Genomic DNA, 22,503 nt, shown 5'->3' on the forward strand with positions numbered 1-22,503 from the left:
CTTCTCGCGGGGCCGACGGGGTGGGGGTGCTGAAGTGCCTTGCAGCACAATGCCGTTCATGACGATCGACACGCAGGACGGCATGGGTGCGGAGGAACTGCGCGACGCGGTCGCGCTGTTGGCGGACTTCCTCGGCGCCGAACCGCTGACCGCGGCCATCGCCGGGCTGGAGCGGGACCTGGAAGGCCGGCACGCGGGAGAGGTGGGGGAGGCCGCCGCGGCCAGGGGCATCGCCCCGGAACTGCTGGTGGCCGGACTGACGGTCCGTGAGGGACTCGGCCGTCTCAACGACCTGATCCACGCGGCCGGGATCGTGCTGGCACTCCCGCACATCCTGGAGGACGGGGAGACGATCGCCGTACGTCCCTCACTGGCCGCGGGCAACGACCCGAGCCGTCCCTTCGACCTGGAGACCGACCGGCGGGTGGCGGAGTTCAAGCTGTCGCGGTGGCGCGGCGCGGATGCCATGCGCAAGAGGCAGACGTTCAAGGACCTCGTGATGCTGGCCGCGGACCGCTCGGGGCGGCCGGCGGAGTTGTTCGTCGTCGGGCCGGAGCCGGGCCGGTTCCTGCGTACATCCAGGGCGACGGCCGCCTGGGGACTGGACCGGACCCCGCACGCGCAGCGCGTCTTCGCGGAGCGCTTCGGCTCCCCGGACATCTCCATCGCGCGGTTCACCGCGGAGTGCGCGGGCCATGTCCGGGTCACCGACCTGTGTGACGTCCTGCCACCCGTGGTGGCGGAGGCGTTGACACGCTGACCCAACCGGACGGGGCTGTCCGCCGGCCGGTCACAGCAGGCTGCTCCAGTACGGCCAGAAACGGGTGAGGACGAGCAGCGCGATCACGCCGTACCAGGCGCCGAGCAGCATCCAGTGCGTGTCCTGGACGACCGCCGGCACGCCCCGGAGCACGGGGAGGAGCCCCCGGTCCAGGCAGTGCAGAGCCACGTACCAGAACAGTGCGATGGTGACGACCCAGATGACGGCGCAGTAGGGGCAGACCTTGTGGAGTTCGTAGAGCGACTGCCCGATCAGCCAGTGCACGAACACCACCCCCGCCAGCGACCCGCCGGCCAGCGCCAGCCAGAGCCACCGGGGCAGGCGAGCCCCGGAGAGCACGGTGACGCCCAGGGCGGCCACGGCCGCGAAGGCGCCGAGGCCGAGCAGCATGTTGGGGAAGCCGAACAGACTGCCCTGCGGGCTGGACATCACGCTGCCGCAGCTCACGACGGGGCTGATGTTGCACGGCGGCCGGTAGTCCGGGTTCTTGAGGAGCCGCCAGTCGTCCACGGTGAGCTGGAAGGAGGCGAGCCAGCCGACGATCCCGGTGAGGACCATCACCCAGCCGGTCCGGCGGCTCACGCCCACCGAGTGCGTACGCCGGCCGGTCCCGGCGTCCTGTGCGAGCGCGGGTCCGTGGCTCATGCCGCTCGCCGGGAACCGGACGCCGACCGGGACCGGCCCTCGGCCGTCGGGGCCGCCACCGGTGCCGCCCGCCTGCGGTAGACCACGTACGGGCGGGTCAGGTATCCGACCGGGGCGCTCCACACATGGACCAGGCGCGTGAAGGGCCAGGCCGCGAAGAGCAGGCAGGCGGTGAGGGCGTGCAGCTGGAACAGCAGCGGGGCGCCCGCGATGGCCTCCGGCTGGGGCCGCAGAACGAACAGGCCGCGGAACCACACCGAGACGGTGGAGCGGTAGTCGTAGCCGGGACCGAACACGTTGTGGGCGGCGGTGGCGGTGATGCCCAGCAGGACGGTGGCGGACAGGAGCGGGAAGAGGAGCTTGTCACTGCGGTCGGTCGCCAGCCGGATCCGCCGGGTGAGCAGCCGGCGGGCGCAGAGCATGCCGAGGCCGGTGACCATGGTGAGGCCCGCCACCGAGCCCGCCCAGACCGCGACGGTGTGGTAGCCGTGCTCGGTGATACCCACGGCCTCGGTCCAGGAATCGGGCACGGCGAGCCCGAGCACATGCCCGCCGATCACCATGAAGGCGCCCAGGTGGAAGAGCGGACTGCCGAAGCGGAGCCAGCGGTGTTCGAGGAGCTGGGTGGTGCGGGACGTCCAGCCGAACTGGTCCTGCCGGTAGCGCCGGACGTGTCCGACGACGAACACGGCGAGGCAGATGTAGGGGACGGCCACCCACAGGAGGAGATCGGCGCCGCTCGCGGACGCGGCGGCCAGGAGGGAGGGCGAGGCGTTCATCGGAGGCCTTCCGTACGGCTGGTCGGAGCGGGCGGCACACGGGTCGGCGCGGCCGGGTCCGGCGGCACGAAGGTGCCCGGAGGGGCGAACTCCCCCTCGCCGTAGGTCCCGTAGGGGTCGAGACCGACCTCCTCGTTCGGCGGGCCCTCGGCGGCGAGCCGGGCCACCGCCGCACGGTCCGCCTCGGTGGGCGGCGGCAGCAGGGTGAGCAGCGCGGCCAGGACATGCCGGTACGGCGAGCCGGCGTCGGTCAGCGCCCGGTGGATCAGCTCCAGTCCGCGCCGGTGCTGGCGCAGCGGTGCCTCGCCTCCCCCGGGTCCGGCCAGGGCGGCGAACTCCAGCACGACCGGGAGGTGGTCAGGCAGTTCGCCCCCGTCGGTGTCCCAACCGGCGGCGCGGTAACGCTGGTTGAGGGTGAGCAGGGCCATGCCGCGACGGCGGGTGTCGCCGTGCAGGTAGTAGGTGAGATAGAGGCTGCTCTTGCGGCGCAGGTCGAACATCTCGACGTAGTGGCGCTCCAGCGCCTCGGGGTCCTGCGCGGCGAACCAGTCGGTGAACCGTGCCAGGTGTTCCGCGGCGGGGGTGGCCGGCAGGGACGCCACCACGGTGGTCAATTCCCCCCGGGACGCGGTCAGTTCGGTGTCCGGGTACTGAAGGAGCAGCGACACGAGCCGCAGGGTCAGCCCCCGGCCCGCCCGCTCCTCGGGGGTGAGCCGGGCCGGGCGGCGCACGGCGGCCCGGACGCGGGTGCGGACGATGGCGGGAATCGTGGCGGGCAGCGGGCTCACGGACGGCCTCCGGCAGTGGGGTTGCGGCGCAGGGTGGGGAGGCCGAGCATGACCTTGCGGGGCCCGGTGTCGCCGGACGACTCCACGGGGCAGCGGTTCTCCATCGCGCTCAGCGCGGCGGCGTCCTCCTTGTGGGCGGCCGGGACGACGTACCGGTCGGCGTACTTGGCGACGGCGAGCAGCCGGTGCAGGTCCTCCGCCTCGCGGGCGGTCAGGCCGACCGCCTTCAGCGCCCTCTCGTCACCGTCCTCGCCGAGGGTGCGTTCGCGCATGTACGACCGCAGCGCGGTGAGCTTCATCAGCACCCCCGCGACCACGTCGACGTCCCCGGCGGTGAACAGCTCCGCCAGGTACTCCAGCGGGATGCGCAGTCGGGTGACGGCGGCGAAGACATGGTCGGGATCGTCCTGGTCGCCGCCCGCCGCGTCCACGGCGTCCAGCACCGGGGAGAGCGGCGGCACGTACCAGACCATCGGCATCGTCCGGTACTCCGGGTGCAGCGGCAGCGCCACCCGGTAGCGCATGACCAGGTCGTACACGGGGGAGCGGCGGGCCGCGTCCAGCCAGTCCTCCGGGATGCCCGACTCCCGTGCCGCCGCGATCACTTCGGGGTCCTCGGGGTCCAGGAAGACACCCCGCTGCGCCTCCAGCAGGTCCTGCTCGTCCGGGGTCGCCGCGGCCTCGCCCACCTTGTCGGCGTCGTAGAGGAGCAGGCCGAGGTAGCGCAGCCGGCCGACGCAGGTCTCGGAGCAGACGGTGGGCTGGCCGGCCTCGATGCGCGGGAAGCAGAAGGTGCACTTCTCGGCCTTGCCGGTGGCGTGGTTGACGTACACCTTCTTGTACGGGCACGCCGTCACGCACATCCGCCAGCCGCGGCACCTGTCCTGGTCGACGAGGACGATGCCGTCCTCGACCCGCTTGTACAGCGCGCCCGACGGACAGGCCGACACGCAGGCCGGGTTGAGGCAGTGCTCGCACAGCCGCGGCAGGTGGAAGAGGAAGGTCTGCTCGAACTCGAATCTCACCTTCTCGGCCCACTCGCCGCTCAGGTTGGGATCGGCGCCCGCGTGCTCGGGGGCCCCTCCGAGACCGTCCTCCCAGTTGGCGCCCCAGGTGATCGCCGTCGGTCTGCCGGTGAGGACCGAGCGGGGGCGGGCCACCGGCATGTCCTGCTGCGCGGGGGCGTTGACGAGGTTGTCGTAGTCGTAGGTGACCGGCTCGTAGTAGTCCTCGAGGGACGGCAGGTCGGGGTTGGAGAACAGGGACAGCAGGCGCCGCACGCGGCCGCCGGAGCGCAGGACGAGCCGCCCGCGCCGGTCGAGCATCCAGCCGCCCTTCCACTGCTTTTGGTCCTCGTAGCGGCGCGGGTAGCCGACGCCGGGCTTGGTCTCGACGTTGTTGAACCAGGCGTACTCGACCCCGGTCCGGTTGGTCCAGGTCTGCTTGCAGGTGACCGAACAGGTGTGGCAGCCGATGCACTTGTCGAGGTTCATCACCATCGCCACCTGTGCCATCACCCGTCCGACAGTGGCTTCGCCACGGGGCATGTCAGTACTCCACTTGCTGGCTGCGGCGGCGGATGACGGTGACCTCGTCACGCTGGTTGCCGGTCGGGCCGTAGTAGTTGAAGGCGTAGGTGAACTGGGCGTAGCCGCCCGCGAGATGGGTGGGCTTGAGCAGCAGCCGGGTCAGGGAGTTGTGGATGCCGCCGCGCTTGCCGCCGACCTCGGTCCTCGGCACGTTCACCGTGCGGTCCTGGGCGTGGTACATGTACACGGTGCCCTCGGGCATGCGGTGCGTGACCACGGCCCGGGCGGCGACGACGCCGTTGCGGTTGTACGCCTCGATCCACTCGTTGTCCTTCACGCCGATCTTCTCGGCGTCGCCGGTGGACATCCAGATCGTCGGTCCGCCGCGGGACAGATCCAGCATGTACTTGTTGTCCTGGTAGTTGGAGTGGATCGACCACTTCGAGTGCGGGGTCAGATAGCGGACCGTGACCTCCGCCCGGCCGTCCTCGCGCAGGTGCTCGTCGCCGTAGTGCCGAGGGGTGTTCAACGGGGGCCGGTACACGGGCAGTTGCTCGCCCAGCTCGGCGATCCAGTCGTGCTGGACGAAGAAGTGCTGCCGGCCGGTGAGGGTGTGCCAGGGCTTCTTGTGCTCGGTGTTGATGACGAACGGCGAGTAGCGCCGGCCGCCGGTCTCCGAGCCCGACCACTCGTAGGAGGTGATCACGGAGCGGGGCTGGGTGCGGGTGTCGGCGAAGGTGATCCGCTCCGCCTCCCGCTCGGCGGCCAGTTCCACCAGACCCTCGCTGCCGGTCAGCCGCTCCAGCTCCCTGAAGCCCTCCGTGGCCAGGCGGCCGTTGGTGGTGCCGGACAGGGCGAGGATCGCCTCGCACATGTCGGAGGCGGTGGCCAGGGAGGGCCGTCCCGCGGCGACTCCGTCGCGGACGGTGCCGTTGCGGTGACGCAGGTCCTCGATCTCCCGGTCCGGGTGGACGGTGACGCCCTTCGTCGTGGTGCCCAGGGTGTCCAGCAGCGGGCCGACGGCGCGCATCTTCTGGGCCACGGCGGCGTAGTCGCGTTCGACGACGACGAGCTTGGGCATCGTGCGCCCCGGGACCGGCTCGCACTCGCCGTTCCTCCAGTCCCGCACCACGCCGCCCGGCTGGGCGAGTTCGTCGGGGGTGTCGTGCGTGAGCGGCACGGCGAGGACGTCGGTGCGGGTGCCCAGGTGCTCGGCGGCCAGTTCGCTGAACCTGTCGGCGATCGTGAGGAAGCTGTCGTAGTCGGTGCGGGCCTGCCAGGGCGGGGCGATGGCCGGGGTGAAGGCGTGCACGAAGGGGTGCATGTCCGTGCTGGACAGGTCGTCCTTCTCGTACCAGGTGGCGGCCGGGAGGACCACGTCGGACAGGAGGCTCGTGGAGGTCATCCGGAAGTCCATGGTGACCAGCAGGTCGAGCTTTCCCTCGGGTGCCTCGTCCCGCCACACCACGTCCTCGGGCCGGTGCTCGGGCGGGGTCTCCTCGGAGCGGACCGCCGCGTCGGTGCCGAGCAGATGGCGCAGGAAGTACTCGCTGCCCTTACCGGAGGAGCCGAGCAGGTTGGCCCGCCAGACCGTCAGGACGCGGGGGAAGTTGGCCGGGTCGTCGGGGTCCTCGGCGGCGAACCTCAGCCGCCCCGAGCGCAGTTCGCCGACGATGTGCTCGGCGACCGGCCGGCCCGCTGCCGCGGCCTCGTCCGTCAGGTCCAGGGGGTTGCGGTTGAAGCCGGGGTGGCCGGGCGTCCAGCCCAGTCGCACGGCCTGTGCCAGGCAGTCGGCGAACCCCTTGCCCGCGAACCGCCCCTTGCCCAGCGGTGAGGCCAACTCGTCGGGCCCGAAGGCCTCGTAGCGCCACTGGTCGGAGTTCAGGTACCAGTACGAGGTGCCCGCCATGTGCCGGGTCGGCCGCTGCCAGTCGAAGGCGAAGGACAGGTGCTGCTGCCCGGTGACGGGGCGGACCTTCTCCTGACCGACGTAGTGCGCCCAGCCGCCGCCGTTGACGCCCTGGCAGCCGGTCATGGTCGTCAGCGCCAGGAAGGCCCGGTAGATGGTGTCGGAGTGGAACCAGTGGTTGGTGCCGGCGCCCAGCGCGATCATCGAACGGCCGTTGGTGCGCTCGGCGTTGCGGGCGAACTCCCGCGCGATCCGGGCCGCCTGCCCGGCCGGCACCGAGGTGATCGTCTCCTGCCAGGCGGGCGTGTACGGCTGGCTCGCGTCGTCGTACGCGAGCGGCCACGCACCCGGCAGCCCCGGCCGGGCCACCCCGTACTGGGCGAGCATCAGGTCGAACACGGTGGTCACGAGCCGCCCGCCGATCCTGCGCACGGGGACACCGCGGACCATCGTCGAGCCCCCCTCGGTGGTGCCCTCGTCGAACCGGGGCAACGCCACCCGCACCGTCTCCTGCGCCGACTCCAGCAGGCTCAGCTCGGGCTCGACGTCACCGAGGTCCAGGTTCCAGCGGCCTCGCCCGGCTTCCCCCCACCGGAAGCCGAGCGAGCCGCCGGGGACCACCGGATCGCCGGTGGCCCGGTCCAGGAGGACGGTCTTGAACTCGGCGTGCTCCTCCTCGCTGCCGAGATCGGCCGCGGTCAGGAACCCGTCGGGGACGAGACCGTGCTCACCGTGCTCGTGCAGGGTCACCAGGAAGGGGGCGTCGGTGAACCTGCTCATGTAGTCCCGGAAGTAGGGCACTTCGCGGTCCACCAGGAACTCGCGCAGGATCACGTGGCCCATCGCCATGGCCAGGGCGCCGTCCGTGCCGGGGTGCGGGGCGAGCCATTCGTCGGCGTGCTTGACGTTGTCGGCGTAGTCCGGGCTGACCGCGACGACCTTGGTGCCGTTGTAGCGGGTCTCGGTGAGGAAGTGCGCGTCCGGGGTGCGGGTGACGGGGATGTTGGAGCCCCACATGATCAGATAGCCCGCGTTCCACCAGTCGGCGGCCTCCGGTACGTCCGTCTGGTCGCCGAAGACCTGCGGCGAGGCGATCGGCAGGTCGGCGTACCAGTCGTAGAAGGACAGCAGGGTGCCGCCGATCAGCGACGTGTAACGGGCCCCGGCGGCGAAGGACGCCATCGACATCGCCGGGATCGGGGAGAAGCCCGCGACGCGGTCCGGGCCGTAGGTCTTGATCGTGTGGACCTGGGCGGCGGCGATCAGCTCGCTCACCTCGTCCCAGCCGGCCCGCACCAGGCCGCCCTTGCCGCGGGCCCGCTTGTACGTCCGCGCCCTCGCCGGGTCGGAGGTGATCTCCGCCCAGGCCGCGACCGGATCGCCCAGCCGCTTGCGGGCCTCGCGCCAGAGCTTGAGCAACTCGCCCCGCACGTACGGGTAACGGACCCGGCCGGGGGAGTAGGTGTACCAGGAGAACGACGCCCCGCGTGGGCAGCCGCGCGGCTCGTACTCGGGGCAGTCGGCGCCGATCGACGGGTAGTCGGTGGCCTGGTGCTCCCAGGTGATGATGCCGTCCTTGACGTACACCATCCACGAGCACGAACCGGTGCAGTTGACCCCGTGCGTGGAGCGCACCACCTTGTCGTGCGACCACCGGTCCCGGTAGAAGCCCTCCCACTTCCCGTCGCCCACGCCGAACACCGCGCGCCCGTCGGCCGACACCTCACGGCGTGACAGCAGCCGCCGGGCGGCCAGCGGCCAGCCCTCACCGGTGCCGGACGCCGGACGCCGTGCGTTCTGATCGTTCTCCATGCCTGGGAACGCTAGGTGGTGGGCATTCGGCGGCACTTGGGGCCTGCGGTCCCGGCCGGGTGGCCTTCCGGCCCTGTGCGGACGGCCGGTACAGGGCCCAATGGCCCCGGTACCGGGGCCCGGTCGGCGCAGTGACGGGCGGGCCCGGAGCCGCATGCTGGGACGTGATCGAACGGCCCGCTTCAGCGAACCCGGCGGCCGAACTCGCCCTGTTCGTCGTGGGGATGCCCGCCATCCGACCGGCAGCCACGACGATGAAAGGAAGAGGATCCCTCATGCGTACCCGAGCACCGCTGGACGCAGCCGTCGTGGAGCCGCTCCTGGCGGCCGCCGTGGCGGCTCCCTCGATCCACAACACCCAGCCCTGGCGCTTCCGTCCGGATCCCGGTACCCAGCAGCTGGAGGTCCGTTCGGCGCCGGAGCGGACCCTGCCGCTGACCGACCCCCTGCACCGCGCCCAGTACCTGTCCGTGGGCGCGGCCCTCTTCAACCTCCGGCTCGCAGCCGTGCACCAGGGCCTGCGGCCCGAGGTACGGCTGCTGCCGGATCCGCGCGAACCCGGGCTGCTGGCCACCGTACGACTGTCCGGTCCGCTCGGTGCCGGCGAGCAGCCCTCGGACCCGGGCCTGTACGAGGCCATCGCCCGGCGGCACACCAGCCGGATGCCGTTCACCGGCCGACCGGTGCCCGAGCCGGTCGTGGCGGAGATGGCGTCGGCCGCGTACGCCGCCGGTGCCCGGCTGCACCTGCCGGACGTCGCCGGGACGCGGCGGCTGCTGCGGCTCACGGCCCTGGCCGAGACGCGCAACCTGGCCCGCCCGGACCGCGCCGCCGAGACCCGCACCTGGATCACCGCCCCCGGATCGGAGGCCTCCTACGGCATACCCGTCACCGCCCTCGGCCCGCCCTCCGTGACCGGCCGGCCGCCGATGCGGGACTTCACGGCGGGGCTGCCCGCCCTCCGGCTGCCCGCCCGGTGGTTCGAACGCCACGTCCAGGTGGCCCTGCTGTGGACCCCTCACGACCGGCGGGAGGACTGGCTGCGGGCGGGCGAGGCACTCCAGTACGTCCTGCTCACGGCGACCGCCCACGGGCTGCGCACCTCGCTCCTGCACCAGGCCATGGAATGGCCCGACGTGCGGGCGGCGACGGCCCCACCACGCCACAAGCGCTGCCGCCCGCAGATCGTGATCAGATACGGCTACGGGCCGGACGGGGGCCCCACTCCACGAGCGGCCGTCGAAGCCGGCTGAGGGGGAGCCCCGGATTCGGGGTCTGGTGAGCATCCCGGCTGCGATCGGCACGAATACGGTGTGGCGCGCCCCGGTCCCCGTCTCGCGGCACCCGGCGCCGACGTGCTCCGTGGGACCTGTCTCGCGTCGCCCCGGTGCGGCAGTCGGCCGGCGGTCGTAGAGTCGTGTGCGGCCGGACTCGATCACGACTCGACGGGCCCGCACGCCCGGGGCGGAGTGGCACGGTGGGCACGGAAGGCAGCCAGGCACGAGCGGGCATGGACAGCGAGCTGACGGACGCGCTGGTGCGCAGCCGCCGGTTCTTCACCCGGGCGGAGGTCTCCGAGGACCTGCGCACCCTGCACCGCAGGGGCGGCCGCCAGGCGGACGAGTTCTACCGGGACCGGTGGTCGCACGACAAGGTGGTGCGCTCCACGCACGGGGTCAACTGCACCGGCTCCTGCTCGTGGAAGGTGTACGTCAAGGACGGCATCATCACCTGGGAGGCCCAGCAGACCGACTATCCCTCGGTGGGCCCCGACCGCCCCGAGTACGAGCCGCGCGGGTGCCCCCGGGGCGCGGCCTTCTCCTGGTACACGTACTCGCCCACCCGGATCCGCTACCCGTACGTGCGCGGCATCCTGCTGCAGATGTACCGGGAGGCCAGGCAGCGGCTCGGGGACCCCGTGGCGGCCTGGGCGGACATCGTGTCCGACCCGGAGCGTGCCCGCCGCTACAAGCGGGCGCGGGGCAAGGGCGGTCTGGTGCGGGCGAGCTGGGACGAGGCGGTGGAGATGGTCGCCGCCGCGCACGTGCACACCGTCAAGGAGCACGGCCCGGACCGGCTGGCCGGCTTCTCGCCGATCCCGGCGATGTCGATGGTCTCGCACGCGGCCGGGTCGCGCTTCTACTCACTGCTCGGCGGCGTGATGCTGTCCTTCTACGACTGGTACGCGGACCTGCCGGTCGCCTCACCGCAGGTCTTCGGCGACCAGACGGACGTACCGGAGTCGGGGGACTGGTGGGACGCCGGCTATCTGATCATGTGGGGGTCCAACCTGCCGGTGACCCGGACCCCCGACGCGCACTGGATGGCCGAGGCCCGCTACCGCGGCCAGAAGGTGGTGGCGGTCTCCCCGGACTACGCGGACAACGTGAAGTTCGCCGACGAGTGGCTCGCCGCCCGGCCCGGCACCGACGGCGCGCTGGCGATGGCCATGGGGCACGTGGTCCTCAAGGAGTTCTTCGTCGACCGGCCGACGCCGTACTTCACCGGCTACGTCAAGCAGTACACGGATCTGCCCTTCCTGGTCTGCCTCGACGAGGCGGAGGGGACGCCGGGCACGTATCTGCCGGGCAAGTTCCTGACCGCCGCCGACCTGGGCGGCGAGCACGCCGCGGCGGAGCACGCCGAGTTCCGCACCGTGCTGCTGGACGCGGTCACCAGGCAGCCGGTGGTGCCGAACGGCACGCTCGGCGACCGCTACGGCGAGTCCGGCGCCGGGAGATGGAACCTGGACCTCGCCGGCACCGACCCCCTGCTGTCCGCCGAGGGCGGCGACGAGGCACCGGTCGCCGTCGAACTGCCCCGCTTCGACGCCCTCGACGGTGCGGCGGGCCGGCTGCGGCGAGGGGTGCCGGTGCACCGGATCGCCGGACGCCTGGTGACCACGGTGTACGACCTGCTGCTGGCCCAGTACGGAGTGCCCCGGCAGGGACTGCCCGGCCGGTGGCCCACCGGTTACGCCGACGCCGAGGAGCCGTACACCCCCGCCTGGCAGGAGGGGATCACCGGCGTCCCGGCGGACAAGGCGGCCCGTGTCGCCCGGGAGTTCGCGGCCAACGCGGAGGAGTCCGGCGGCCGCTCCATGATCATCATGGGGGCGGGCACGAACCACTGGTTCCACTCCGACACCATCTACCGGGCCTTCCTCACCCTGACCACGCTGACGGGCTGCCAGGGCGTGAACGGCGGCGGCTGGGCGCACTACGTGGGTCAGGAGAAGGTGCGCCCGATCACCGGCTACTCGGCGCTCGCGACCGCCGCGGACTGGAACCGGCCGGCCCGGCAGATGATCCAGACCGCCTACTGGTATCTGCACGGCGACCAGTTCCGCTACGACCCGTTCGCCGCCGACACCCTGGCGGCGGCCGGGGCCGGCGGCCCGTTCGCGGGGAGGACCACGGCGGACGTGATCGCCGCCTCGGCGCGGATGGGCTGGATGCCGTCGTATCCGACCTTCGACCGCAACCCGCTCGACCTGGCCGACGAGGCCGAGGCCGCGGGCCGCGCCGTGGGCGAGCACGTGGTGGAGGAACTCAAGGCGGGACGGCTGGGGTTCGCGGGCGAGGACCCGGACGCGCCGGAGAACTTCCCCCGGGTGCTGACGGTGTGGCGGGCCAATCTGCTGGGTTCCTCGGCCAAGGGCAACGAGTACTTCCTCAGGCACCTGCTCGGCACCGACTCCTCGGTCCGGGCCGCGGAGGCCCCGCCGGACGCCCGGCCGGCGGAGGTGGTGTGGCGCGAGGAGGCCCCCGAGGGCAAGCTCGACCTGCTGCTCACCCTGGACTTCCGCATGACCAGCACCACCGTCTTCTCCGACGTGGTGCTGCCGGCCGCGACCTGGTACGAGAAGCACGATCTGTCCAGCACGGACATGCACCCCTTCGTCCACGCGTTCAACCCGGCGATCGCCCCGCCGTGGCAGACCCGCACCGACTGGGACGCCTTCCACACGATCGCCCGGGAGTTCAGCCGCCAGGCCGCCGGGCACCTGGGGGTGCGCAAGGACGTGGTGGCCGCGCCGCTGCTGCACGACACCCCGGACGAACTGGCCAATCCGCACGGCCGGGTGCGCGACTGGAAGGCAGGTGAGTGCGAACCGGTGCCGGGCCGCACCATGCCCAAGCTGATCACGGTCGAGCGGGACTACGGCGCCGTCGCCGACAAGATGGGCGCCCTCGGCCCCCTGCTGGACGACCTGGGCGCCACCACCAAGGGCGTCACCTTCCAAGTGGCCGCGGAACTGGACTACTTGCGGCACAAGAACGGTGTCGTACGGGGCGGGGCCGCCGACGGACGCCCCTCGATCGCCCGGGACGTGCACGCCTGCGAGGCCATCCTCGCGATGTCCGGCACGACCAACGGTCATCTCGCCACCCAGGGCTTCCACACCCTGGAGACGCGCACCGGCACGCGGTTGGCGGACCTGGCCGCCGAGCACGAGGGCAAGCGGATCACCTTCGCCGACACCCAGGCCGCCCCGGTCCCGGTGATCACCTCCCCGGAATGGTCCGGTTCGGAGTCCGGCGGGCGCCGCTACTCCCCGTTCACCGTCAACGTCGAACGCCTCAAGCCCTGGCACACCCTCACCGGCCGCCAGCACTTCTACCTCGACCACGACTGGATGACCGCACTGGGCGAGCAACTGCCTGTCTACCGGACGCCGTTGGACATGCACGCCCTCTTCGGCGAGCCACGGATCGGCGAGAGCGGCGAACTCGGCCTGACCCTGCGCTACCTGACCCCGCACAACAAGTGGTCCATCCACTCCGAGTACCAGGACAACCTGTTCATGCTCTCCCTCTCCCGCGGCGGACCGACCATCTGGATGAGCACCGGGGACGCGGCCAAGGCCGGCGTGCGGGACAACGACTGGATCGAGGCGGTCAACCGCAACGGCGTCGTCGCCGCCCGCGCGATCGTCTCGCACCGCATGCCCGAGGGCACCGTCTACATGCACCACGCCCAGGACCGCCTCATCGACGTCCCCCGCACCGAGACCACCGGCCGGCGGGGCGGCATCCACAACTCCCTGACCCGTCTGCTGATCAAACCCACCCATCTCATCGGCGGCTACGCCCAGTTGTCGTACGCCTTCAACTACCTCGGCCCCACCGGCAACCAGCGGGACGAGATCACCGTCATCCGCCGCCGCGAGAACCAGGAGGTGGAGTACTGACATGCGCGTGATGGCCCAGATGGCGATGGTGATGAACCTCGACAAGTGCATCGGCTGCCACACCTGTTCGGTCACCTGCAAACAGGCGTGGACCAACCGCACCGGCGTCGAGTACGTGTGGTTCAACAACGTCGAGACCCGCCCGGGACAGGGCTACCCCCGCCGTTACGAGGACCAGGACACCTGGAAGGGCGGCTGGGAACTCAACAAGGAGGGCCGCCTCGCGCTGAAGGCGGGCGGCCGGTTCAGGAAACTGATCCAGATCTTCTCCAACCCCGTACTGCCCACCCTCGACGACTACTACGAGCCGTGGACGTATGACTACGAGACCCTGACCAACGCCCCGCTGCAGGAGCACACCCCGGTCGCCCGCCCCCAGTCCCTGATCACCGGCAAGGACATGAAGATCTCCTGGTCGGCGAACTGGGACGACGACCTCGGCGGCTCCGCGGCGACGAGTGAGCGGGACGTGCTGCTGAACCAGGTCTCGGAGAAGATCAGGTTCGAGTTCGAGCAGACGTTCATGTTCTATCTGCCGCGCATCTGCGAGCACTGCCTCAACCCGTCCTGCGCCGCCTCCTGCCCCTCCGGCGCCATCTACAAGAGGGAGGAGGACGGCATCGTCCTGGTCGACCAGGACCGCTGCCGGGGCTGGCGGATGTGCGTGACGGGATGCCCGTACAAGAAGGTGTACTTCAACCACCGCACCGGCAAGGCGGAGAAGTGCACCTTCTGCTTCCCGCGCGTCGAGGTCGGCCTGCCCACCGTCTGCTCCGAGACCTGCGTCGGCCGTCTGCGCTACATCGGGCTCGTCCTCTACGACGCCGACCGTGTCCTCGAGGCCGCGTCCACCCCTGACGAGAAGGGCCTGTACGAGGCCCAGCGCGAGGTCTTCCTGGACCCCGGCGACCCGGACGTCGTACGGGCCGCCGAGCGGGCGGGCATCCCCCGCGACTGGATCGAGGCCGCCCAGCGCTCCCCGGTGCACGCCCTGATCAACAGCTACCAGGTCGCCCTGCCGCTGCACCCGGAGTACCGCACCCTGCCCATGGTCTGGTACATCCCGCCGCTGTCCCCGGTCGTCGACGCCGTGCGCGAGACCGGCCGGGACGCCGAGGACCACCGCACCCTGTTCGCCGCCGTCGACGCGCTGCGCATCCCGGTCGACTACCTCGCCCAGCTGTTCACGGCGGGCGATCCGGCCCCGGTGGACGCCGTGCTGCGCCGCCTGGCGGCCATGCGCTCCTACATGCGCGACATCAACCTCGGCCGGGAACCCGACGCCGCCATCCCGGAGCAGGTCGGCATGAGCGAGGAGCAGATGTACGACATGTACCGGCTGCTGGCCCTGGCCAAGTACGACGAGCGGTACGTCATCCCCCCGGCGCACGCCGAACAGGCCCACAGCCTGGAGGAGTTGGCCACGGAGTGCAGCCTGGACCGCGAGGGCGGCCCCGGCATGGGCGGCTCGGGTCCCTTCGGTGAGACCTCCGGCGGGCCGGCCCCCGTCGCGGTGGAGAACTTCCACCTGCTGCGTGAGCGGCAGACCTCCGACACCCCCGCCGCCCCGACCGGCAGGGCCCGCCGCGTCAACCTCCTCAACTGGGACGGCAAGGGGTCCCCGCCCGGCCTGTTCCCGGACCACCCGGCCGACGGGGTCACGAGCGGGGAGGCCGAGCCGAAGCCATGAGAAGGAAGACCACGCGCCCACCGCGCACCAAGCCCTGGCACCCGTACGCCTGGCAGATCCAGTCCCTGCTGCTCGGCTACCCCGACGAGCGGTTCGAGCAGCACCTGGCCCTGGCCGGCCGGGTCGCCGCCGCCCTCCCGGACCCGGTGGCCCGCCCCCTGTTCCGCTTCACCGCACACGCCGGGCGGACCGCGTCCGCCGATCTGGCCACCGCCTACGTCGAAACCTTCGACCACCGCAAACGCTGCTGCCCCTACCTCACCTACTACGCGCACGGCGACACCCGCAAGCGCGGGCTCGCCCTGCTCCGGCTGAAGCAGACCTACGGCGCGGCCGGCTGGCGCCTGGGCGACGACGAACTGCCCGACCACCTCGCCGTCGTCCTGGAGTTCGCCGCCACCGAACCGGGTGCGGGAGCGGGTCTGCTCACCGAGCACCGCGCGGGCCTGGAGCTGCTGCGTCTGGCCCTGACCGACGACGGCTCGCCCTGGGCACCTGTGCTGGACTCGGTCTCCGCCACCCTGCCCGCCCTCGCCGGCGACGAGCGCGAAGCCGTCCTGCGCCTCGCCGCCCAGGGGCCGCCCGAGGAACAGGTCGGCCTCGACCCGTACGCCTCGCCCGTGTTCCTGCCCGACCCCGTCGTAGGAGGTCCCCGATGACCGCGCCCGCGCAGTCCCTCGCGACGGCGGCGGAGGCCGGCACCGGCGGCATCCTGCTGTGGGTCGTGCTGCCCTACGTCGCCCTCGCCGTGTTCGTCCTCGGTCACGTCTGGCGCTACCGCTACGACAAGTTCGGCTGGACCACCCGCTCCTCGCAGCTGTACGAGAGGCGGCTGCTGCGCATCGGCAGCCCGCTGTTCCACTTCGGCATCCTGGTCGTGCTGCTCGGCCACATCGGCGGCCTGGTCGTCCCCAGGAGCTGGACCGAGGCGGTCGGGATCGGCGAGCACACGTACCACGTCGGCGCGGTCGTCCTCGGGACGGTCGCCGGCGTCGCCACGCTGGGCGGGCTGGCCATCCTGATCTACCGGCGCCGTACGGTCGGGCCGGTCTTCTCCGCCACCACCCGCAACGACAAGGCGATGTACGTCCTTCTGACGGTGACCATCGTGCTCGGCCTGTCCGCCACGGTGGCCGCCAACGCCGTCGGCGGGGGATACGACTACCGCGAGACCATCTCCCCGTGGTTCCGCGGCATCTTCCGTCTCCAGCCCGAACCCGGCCTGATGACCGGCGCCCCGGTCCTGTTCCGGCTGCACGCGATCAGCGCGCTCCTGCTGTTCGCGGCCTGGCCCTTCACCCGCCTCGTCCACATGCTCACCGCACCGCTCGGCTACCTCACCCGCCCCTACATCGTCTACCGCAGCCGCGACGCCCGGCTCGGCACCCGGGCGCCCCGCCGCGGCTGGGAGCGCACGCGCTGACCCCCGCGAGCCCGCAGCCCTGCCAGGGCCGTTCGGCCCTTGTCGCCCCTCGGCGCCACTGACTTCACTGAGACCACGGTCGCGGGACCGGTGCGGAGAGCGAGAGCCCCGTACGGGAGGAAGGTGAGTGGCAGATGATCGCGGCGATCGGGCACGCCGATCTGACTCCGGACACGCTGAAGCTGGTGGAGGCCGGGCTGCGCGAGCTGCTGGCACGGCACCCCGGGCGGACGCCGGGGTTGGTCCGCGCGGGCGCGGGCGTGCCGGTGGCGTTCGGGCGGGCGGTACGGGCGGCGGGGCGACCGTTGGTCGTGGTGACGCCCACGCAGGGACTGGTTCCCGCGCTGCTGCCGAAGCGCGACCGGCCGGCGACCGGTGAGCTGCTGACCCTCGCTCAGCAGGTGCGTCTGCTGGCCTACGATCCCGCTGACCGCGACGCGTGCGTGGTCGCGGACGAGCGGCTGGTGGCGGAGTGCGAGCGCCTGCTGGCGGTCTGGGACGGCTCTCCCTCCAGCGGCAGCGACGCCACCGCGCATCTGGTCGCCTACGCCCGCGGGCGGGGTGTCCCGGTCGAGGTGCTGTGGCCGCAGGGGGCCGCGCGCGGGGCGACACCCGTCGTACCGGTACGACGGGCCGACGATCGCCGGCTGGGCATCCTCCCTCACCTGCCGTTCCCTTCGGCGCCGCGCCCGTCCGCCGTTGCCGCGGAAGCCACCTGACCGACCGTCGGACCGCCTGACGTCCGCGGGCCTGCGGGCCCGGGCGGGTCGGTCCGCCGCGCTTCGCCGACACGGCGACGCGAAGGGGCCGTTGGGCCCAAGGGCAGGCCCGCACAGGGACTGTTCGGCCCTATCCGGCCCCGGGGGCTCGCGACGGATCATGTGGCGGCGGCCGGGAAGGGCCGGGTCCACATCCCGTCCCACGGCACTTCCCGGCCCGCCGACGACTTGATCAGCTGGGGAGGATGCCGTCCGGTGGACGAGGCACAGATACGTCAGGCGCAGACCGCGAGAACGGGGACCGAAGTCCCCGCGACCGCCAGGACGACCGACGAGAGGACCGGAGCGCCGAGCGCGGGAGCCACGCGCCCGACGTGGGTGGAGTGGCTGACGACCACCGACCACAAGAGGATCGGGACGCTGTACCTGGTCACCGCGTTCGTGTTCTTCATCGTCGGCGGTGTGATGGCGCTGCTGATGCGGGCCGAACTCGCCCGCCCCGGACTGCAGATCATGTCCGCCGAGCAGTTCAACCAGGCGTTCACGATGCACGGTTCGATCATGCTGCTGATGTTCGCCATGCCGCTGTTCACGGGCTTCGCCAACTGGATCATGCCGCTGCAGATCGGCGCCCCCGACGTGGCGTTCCCGCGGCTGAACATGCTGGCCTACTGGCTCTTCCTGTTCGGCTCGTCGATCGCCGCGTTCGGCTTCCTGACTCCGGGCGGCGCCGCCGACTTCGGCTGGTTCCTGTACGCCCCGCTGTCGGACGCCGTGCATTCGCCGGGTCTCGGCGCCGACCTGTGGATCATGGGGGTGGCGCTCTCCGGTTTCGGCAGCATCCTCGGCGCGGTCAACTTCATCACCACGATCATCTGCATGCGCGCGCCCGGCATGACCATGTTCCGCATGCCGATCTTCGTGTGGAACGTGCTGCTGACCGGCGTCCTGATCCTCATCATCTTCCCGGTGCTGGCGGCGGCGCTGTTCGCGCTGGAGGCGGACCGCAAGTTCGGCGCGCACGTCTTCGACGCGGCCAACGGCGGCGCCCTGCTGTGGCAGCACCTGTTCTGGTTCTTCGGCCACCCCGAGGTGTACGTCCTGGCGCTGCCCTTCTTCGGGATCGTCTCCGAGGTCGTCCCGGTCTTCTCCCGCAAGCCGATGTTCGGCTACATGGGCCTGATCGGCGCGACGATCGCCATCGCCGGCCTGTCGGTGACGGTGTGGGCCCACCACATGTACGTCACCGGCGGTGTCCTGCTGCCCTTCTTCGCCTTCATGACCTTCCTGATCGCGGTCCCGACCGGTGTGAAGTTCTTCAACTGGATCGGCACGATGTGGAAGGGCTCGCTGTCCTTCGAGACGCCGATGCTGTGGGCCACCGGCTTCCTCATCACCTTCGTCTTCGGCGGCCTGACCGGCGTGATCCTCGCGTCCCCGCCGATGGACTTCCACCTCTCCGACTCGTACTTCGTCGTGGCGCACTTCCACTACACGGTCTTCGGCACGGTCGTGTACGCGATGTTCGCCGGCTTCCACTTCTGGTGGCCGAAGATGACCGGCAAGATGCTCGACGAGCGCCTCGGCAAGATCACCTTCTGGACGCTCACCGTCGGCTTCCACACCACGTTCCTCGTCCAGCACTGGCTCGGCGTCGAGGGCATGCCGCGCCGCTACGCCGACTACCTGGCCGCCGACGGCTTCACCGCCCTCAACACGCTGTCCACCATCGGTTCGTTCCTGCTCGGGCTGTCGCTCCTGCCGTTCTTCTACAACGTCTGGAAGACCGCCAAGTACGGCAAGCCGGTCGCCGTCGACGACCCGTGGGGCTACGGCCGCTCCCTGGAGTGGGCCACCTCCTGCCCGCCCCCGCGGCACAACTTCCGCTCGCTGCCCCGCATCCGCTCAGAATCCCCGGCGTTCGACCTGCACCACCCGGAGATCGCCGAACTCGACATGGCGGGCTGAGCCATGGCCCACGTGGTGCCGGGGCTGGGCATCGCCCTGGTGACCGTCTCCGGCTGCGTCTGGTACCTGCCCGCCCTCGCCGACCTGCGCGCGGGGGACGACCGTCCCGTGTTCCGCCGTACCGCGGCCGTGGCCTGCCTGACCGGCTGGGGCACCGCGGCGGCCGTCGCCCTGCTGCTCCTCGCGGGCACGTTGTGGCCGGTGCCGTGCGCGGCGGCCGTGGCGGGCGCCGCCGGTACGGCCGGTCTCCGGATCCGCGCCGGTGTGCAGCGCCGGTGCGAGGCGAGGGAGACGGCCCGCGACTGGGCGGCCCTGGAGCCGGCTCCGCCCCCGCACGGCGCGGGTCGGGACCGGGCACGCTGCGCGTTCGCCGGCCTCCTCGGCTCCGGGCTGGCCGTCGCGGCGGCCACGGCGGCTCTCCTGGTGGCCGCGGGGCCCGAGGGCGGCCTGGACTGGCTGGTGGCCGCCGCGGTTCCCGCCGTGGTCATCGGCGTGTTCCTCGCCCTCGCGGTCACCGTGTCGCACACGGCGGGCGGGCCCACGACGCCGGGCCGCGCCCGTGCCCCGCACGAGGGGGGCGTCGGGCCCGCGTGACGCGTACGGGGCGTCGGACCCGCGTGATGCAGAGTTGCCAAATTTCGCAATTGGTTAGATGCTGTATTTGCTGTGATCGCAGATGGCCTGGTCATGGCACTTTCGCACCCGCCTCCTCGCGGCGGGGCTCGTAAGAAAGCCGAGGGATCGTGTCCGTTCGCGTTGGGGCCCGGATCACCGCGCTGCTGCCCACGCGCTCCGATCTCGCGGAGACCCGCCGCGATCCGCGCCGTGACCTGCTCGCCGGGCTGACCGTGGCCGTCGTGGCACTGCCGCTCGCGCTCGGCTTCGGCGTCTCCTCGGGGCTCGGGGCCGCGGCGGGCCTGGCGACCGCCGTGATCGCGGGCGCCCTGGCCGCCGTCTTCGGCGGATCGAACCTCCAGGTGTCCGGACCGACCGGAGCCATGACGGTCGTCCTGGTGCCGATCGTCGGCCGGTACGGGGCGAGCGGTGTGCTGACGGTCGGACTGATGGCAGGCGTCATGCTGGTGACGCTGGCCGCGCTCCGGGCGGGCAAGTACATGCAGTACGTGCCCGCACCCGTCGTCGAGGGCTTCACCCTCGGCATCGCCTGCGTGATCGGCCTCCAACAGATCCCGAACGCGCTCGGCGTGCCCAAGCCCGAGGGCGACCGCGTCCTCGTCGTCACCTGGCGGGCCGTCGAGGAGTTCGCGAAGTCCCCGAACTGGACCGCCGTCGGCCTCGCGGTCGCCGTCGCCGCCGTCATGCTGGCGGGCGCCCGGTGGCGGCCCACGGTTCCCGTCTCCATCCTGGCCGTGATCGCCGCGACGCTCGTCGCGCAGCTCGCCGGACTGGACGCGGCCAAGCCGATCGGCGACCTGCCCGCGGGGCTGCCCGCGCCCTCGCTGTCCTTCCTCGACCCCGGCTCCCTGGGCTCGCTGCTCACCCCGGCGGTCGCGGTCGCCGCACTGGCCGCGCTGGAGTCCCTGCTCTCCGCCTCGGTCGCGGACGGCATGACAGTCGGGCAGAAGCACGACCCCGACCGTGAGCTGTTCGGACAAGGGGTTGCCAACATCTTCGCGCCGCTCTTCGGCGGTGTCCCCGCGACCGGCGCGATCGCCCGCACCGCCGTCAACGTCCGCACCGGCGCGAGCTCCCGCCTGGCCGCCCTCACCCACGCCGCGGTCCTCGCCGTGATCGTCTTCGCGGCAGCCCCTCTGGTCTCGAAGATCCCGCTGGCCGCGCTCGCCGGCGTCCTGCTGGCCACGGCCCTGCGCATGATCGAGGTCGGCTCGCTCAGGGCGATGGCCAGGGCGACCCGTTCCGACGCGCTGATCCTCGTCCTCACGGCCGCCGCGACCCTGGCCCTCGACCTCGTGTACGCGGTGATCATCGGCCTGGTCGTGGCCGGTGCCCTCGCCCTGCGTGCCGTGGCCAAGCAGGCCCGTCTCGACCAGGTCCCGCTCGACCGGGGCGACCACAGCGCCGAGGAACACGCCCTGCTGGCCGAGCACATCGTGGCGTACCGCATCGACGGCCCGCTGTTCTTCGCCGCCGCCCACCGCTTCCTGCTGGAGCTGACCGAGGTCGCCGACGTCCGCGTCGTGATCCTGCGCATGTCGCGCGTGTCGACCATGGACGCCACCGGCGCCCTCGTCCTCAAGGACGCGGTGGAGAAACTGAACCGGCGCGGCATCCTCGTCCTCGCCTCGGGCATACGCTCCGGCCAGCGCCAGGTCCTGGAGGCCGTCGGCGCGCTCGAACTGCTCGGACACGAGGGCCGGGAGTACGCCACGACCCCCGAGGCGATCCGCGCCGCCCGCGACCACCTGGCCACGGCCGGAGTCCTGCCCGGTGCCACCGTGGCGGGGACGCCGAGCCCGGGCACCGGTACCGGAACAGCGCGATGAGCACGCTTCCCGTACTGCACCGTCGGAGAGGCGGGCACGGACTGCGGGTTCGGCCCCGGCCGGTGGCGTACGCAAGGATGTGCCGCATGAAGTCGGTGGGTGAGTGGATGCGACGCGCGGTGCGCGGGAAGGCGGCTCCGGTGCGGGCGTGGCCCTGTGCCGGGGAGGAGGTGGCGCCGTGACCGCGCCGCTGTACCAGCTCAAGGCCGAGTTCTTCAAGACGCTCGGTCACCCGGCACGCATCCGGGTCCTGGAGCTCCTGAGCGAGCGCGAGCACGCGGTCGCCGAGATGCTGCCCGAGGTGGGCATCGAACCCGCTCACCTCTCCCAGCAGCTGGCGGTGCTGCGCCGGGCGAACCTGGTCGTCACCCGCAAGGAGGGCTCGACCGTGTACTACTCGCTGACCAGCCCCCACATCGCGGAACTGCTCCGCGTCGCACGGACGATCCTCTCCGGGGTCCTGGCCGGCCAGGCCGAACTGCTCGCCGACCTCCAGGCGGCCCAGGCCGAGGTGAGACCGCCGTCCTAGCGAGGCCCGTCGCACGGAACCGGCCCGCGGGACCGAGAACGCCGGTCACGGGGCCGGGAGCGGGGCCGCCGACGTCGTACCGGTGGATGTCGACGGGCCCAGGGGGCCGCGGACCGGAGGAGATCCTGGCCCGGCCACGGGAGCGTGACCGGACCACGCGGCGTGCCGGGCCCGGCGTCCGGGGCCGAGGAGTGCGGGCCCGCGTCCGCTCGCCGCGACCGGCTGCACCTGCCCCGGGCCACCGCCCGCTCGGCCCGGGCCTTCGGAGGGCC

General features: G+C 72.0%; 15 protein-coding genes and 1 pseudogene. 11 read left to right on the forward strand and 5 right to left on the reverse strand.

The features are described from left to right. Positions 1-58 precede the first annotated feature (58 nt). Positions 59-760 (forward strand): PE-PGRS family protein, encoded by a 702-nt coding sequence (locus tag EHS43_RS06445; protein ID WP_125189568.1) that lies wholly within the window; start codon positions 59-61, stop codon positions 758-760. Between the two features lie 30 nt (positions 761-790). Here the strand turns inward: EHS43_RS06445 and EHS43_RS06450 are convergent, their stop codons facing one another. From EHS43_RS06450 to EHS43_RS06470, 5 genes are read right to left on the reverse strand one after another with little or no spacing between them, the layout of a single operon-like run. After that, positions 791-1,426 carry a vitamin K epoxide reductase family protein gene (locus EHS43_RS06450; RefSeq protein ID WP_260470408.1) on the reverse strand — a complete coding sequence of 212 codons (636 nt, stop codon included), beginning with the start codon at positions 1,424-1,426 and terminating at the stop codon, positions 791-793. Next, the gene (gene narI / locus EHS43_RS06455; protein WP_125189569.1) at positions 1,423-2,205 is read right to left on the reverse strand and encodes a respiratory nitrate reductase subunit gamma; all 783 of its coding nucleotides are present in this window, start codon (positions 2,203-2,205) and stop codon (positions 1,423-1,425) included. Before narI (EHS43_RS06455) ends, EHS43_RS06450 begins: the two co-directional genes overlap by 4 nt. Further along, the gene (narJ, locus tag EHS43_RS06460; RefSeq protein ID WP_125189570.1) at positions 2,202-2,993 is read right to left on the reverse strand and encodes a nitrate reductase molybdenum cofactor assembly chaperone; all 792 of its coding nucleotides are present in this window, start codon (positions 2,991-2,993) and stop codon (positions 2,202-2,204) included. Before narJ (EHS43_RS06460) ends, narI (EHS43_RS06455) begins: the two co-directional genes overlap by 4 nt. Then, the gene (gene narH / locus EHS43_RS06465) at positions 2,990-4,540 is read right to left on the reverse strand and encodes a nitrate reductase subunit beta (RefSeq protein ID WP_125189571.1); all 1,551 of its coding nucleotides are present in this window, start codon (positions 4,538-4,540) and stop codon (positions 2,990-2,992) included. The genes narJ (EHS43_RS06460) and narH (EHS43_RS06465) overlap by 4 nt, the downstream gene beginning before the upstream one ends. A 1-nt stretch (position 4,541) precedes the next feature. Further along, the gene (locus EHS43_RS06470; RefSeq protein ID WP_125189572.1) at positions 4,542-8,243 is read right to left on the reverse strand and encodes a nitrate reductase subunit alpha; all 3,702 of its coding nucleotides are present in this window, start codon (positions 8,241-8,243) and stop codon (positions 4,542-4,544) included. Between the two features lie 275 nt (positions 8,244-8,518). Here EHS43_RS06470 and EHS43_RS06475 point away from each other — a divergent pair, with 275 nt between their 5' ends. The 10 genes and pseudogenes from EHS43_RS06475 (at position 8,519) to EHS43_RS06520 (ending at position 22,231) form a co-directional block, all read left to right on the forward strand. After that, positions 8,519-9,496 carry a nitroreductase family protein gene (locus EHS43_RS06475; protein ID WP_125189573.1) on the forward strand — a complete coding sequence of 326 codons (978 nt, stop codon included), beginning with the start codon at positions 8,519-8,521 and terminating at the stop codon, positions 9,494-9,496. A 257-nt stretch (positions 9,497-9,753) separates the two neighbouring features. Continuing rightward, entirely contained in the window at positions 9,754-13,437 is a 3,684-nt protein-coding gene (locus EHS43_RS06480; RefSeq protein ID WP_125189574.1) for a nitrate reductase subunit alpha, read from the forward strand. A gap of 1 nt (position 13,438) precedes the next feature. Next, a complete protein-coding gene (narH, locus tag EHS43_RS06485) occupies positions 13,439-15,127 on the forward strand; it encodes a nitrate reductase subunit beta (RefSeq protein WP_125189575.1) in 1,689 nt (562 codons plus the stop codon). Beyond that, entirely contained in the window at positions 15,124-15,786 is a 663-nt protein-coding gene (narJ, locus tag EHS43_RS06490; protein ID WP_125189576.1) for a nitrate reductase molybdenum cofactor assembly chaperone, read from the forward strand. The genes narH (EHS43_RS06485) and narJ (EHS43_RS06490) overlap by 4 nt, the downstream gene beginning before the upstream one ends. Continuing rightward, positions 15,783-16,550: a respiratory nitrate reductase subunit gamma gene (narI, locus tag EHS43_RS06495; protein WP_125189577.1), complete on the forward strand. Its 768-nt coding sequence runs from the start codon at positions 15,783-15,785 to the stop codon at positions 16,548-16,550. The genes narJ (EHS43_RS06490) and narI (EHS43_RS06495) overlap by 4 nt, the downstream gene beginning before the upstream one ends. 134 nt (positions 16,551-16,684) lie before the next feature. Next, positions 16,685-17,152: pseudogene (locus EHS43_RS06500) on the forward strand (hypothetical protein); the annotation flags it as partial. Between the two features lie 372 nt (positions 17,153-17,524). Then, the gene (gene ctaD / locus EHS43_RS06505) at positions 17,525-19,237 is read left to right on the forward strand and encodes a cytochrome c oxidase subunit I (RefSeq protein ID WP_125189578.1); all 1,713 of its coding nucleotides are present in this window, start codon (positions 17,525-17,527) and stop codon (positions 19,235-19,237) included. Positions 19,238-19,240: 3 nt separating this feature from the next. Then, on the forward strand, positions 19,241-19,831 hold the full coding sequence (locus tag EHS43_RS46245) for a hypothetical protein (RefSeq protein WP_185806136.1): 591 nt from the start codon (positions 19,241-19,243) through the stop codon (positions 19,829-19,831). Positions 19,832-19,980: 149 nt separating this feature from the next. After that, on the forward strand, positions 19,981-21,702 hold the full coding sequence (locus tag EHS43_RS06515) for a SulP family inorganic anion transporter (RefSeq protein WP_260470409.1): 1,722 nt from the start codon (positions 19,981-19,983) through the stop codon (positions 21,700-21,702). A gap of 178 nt (positions 21,703-21,880) precedes the next feature. Then, positions 21,881-22,231, forward strand: coding sequence for a metalloregulator ArsR/SmtB family transcription factor (locus EHS43_RS06520; protein ID WP_125189580.1), 351 nt, complete (start codon positions 21,881-21,883; stop codon positions 22,229-22,231). Positions 22,232-22,503: the final 272 nt, after the last annotated feature.

The sequence above is a fragment of the Streptomyces sp. RP5T genome (genome assembly GCF_003933965.1).
In the GTDB taxonomy this organism is placed as follows: Bacteria; Actinomycetota; Actinomycetes; order Streptomycetales; family Streptomycetaceae; genus Streptomyces.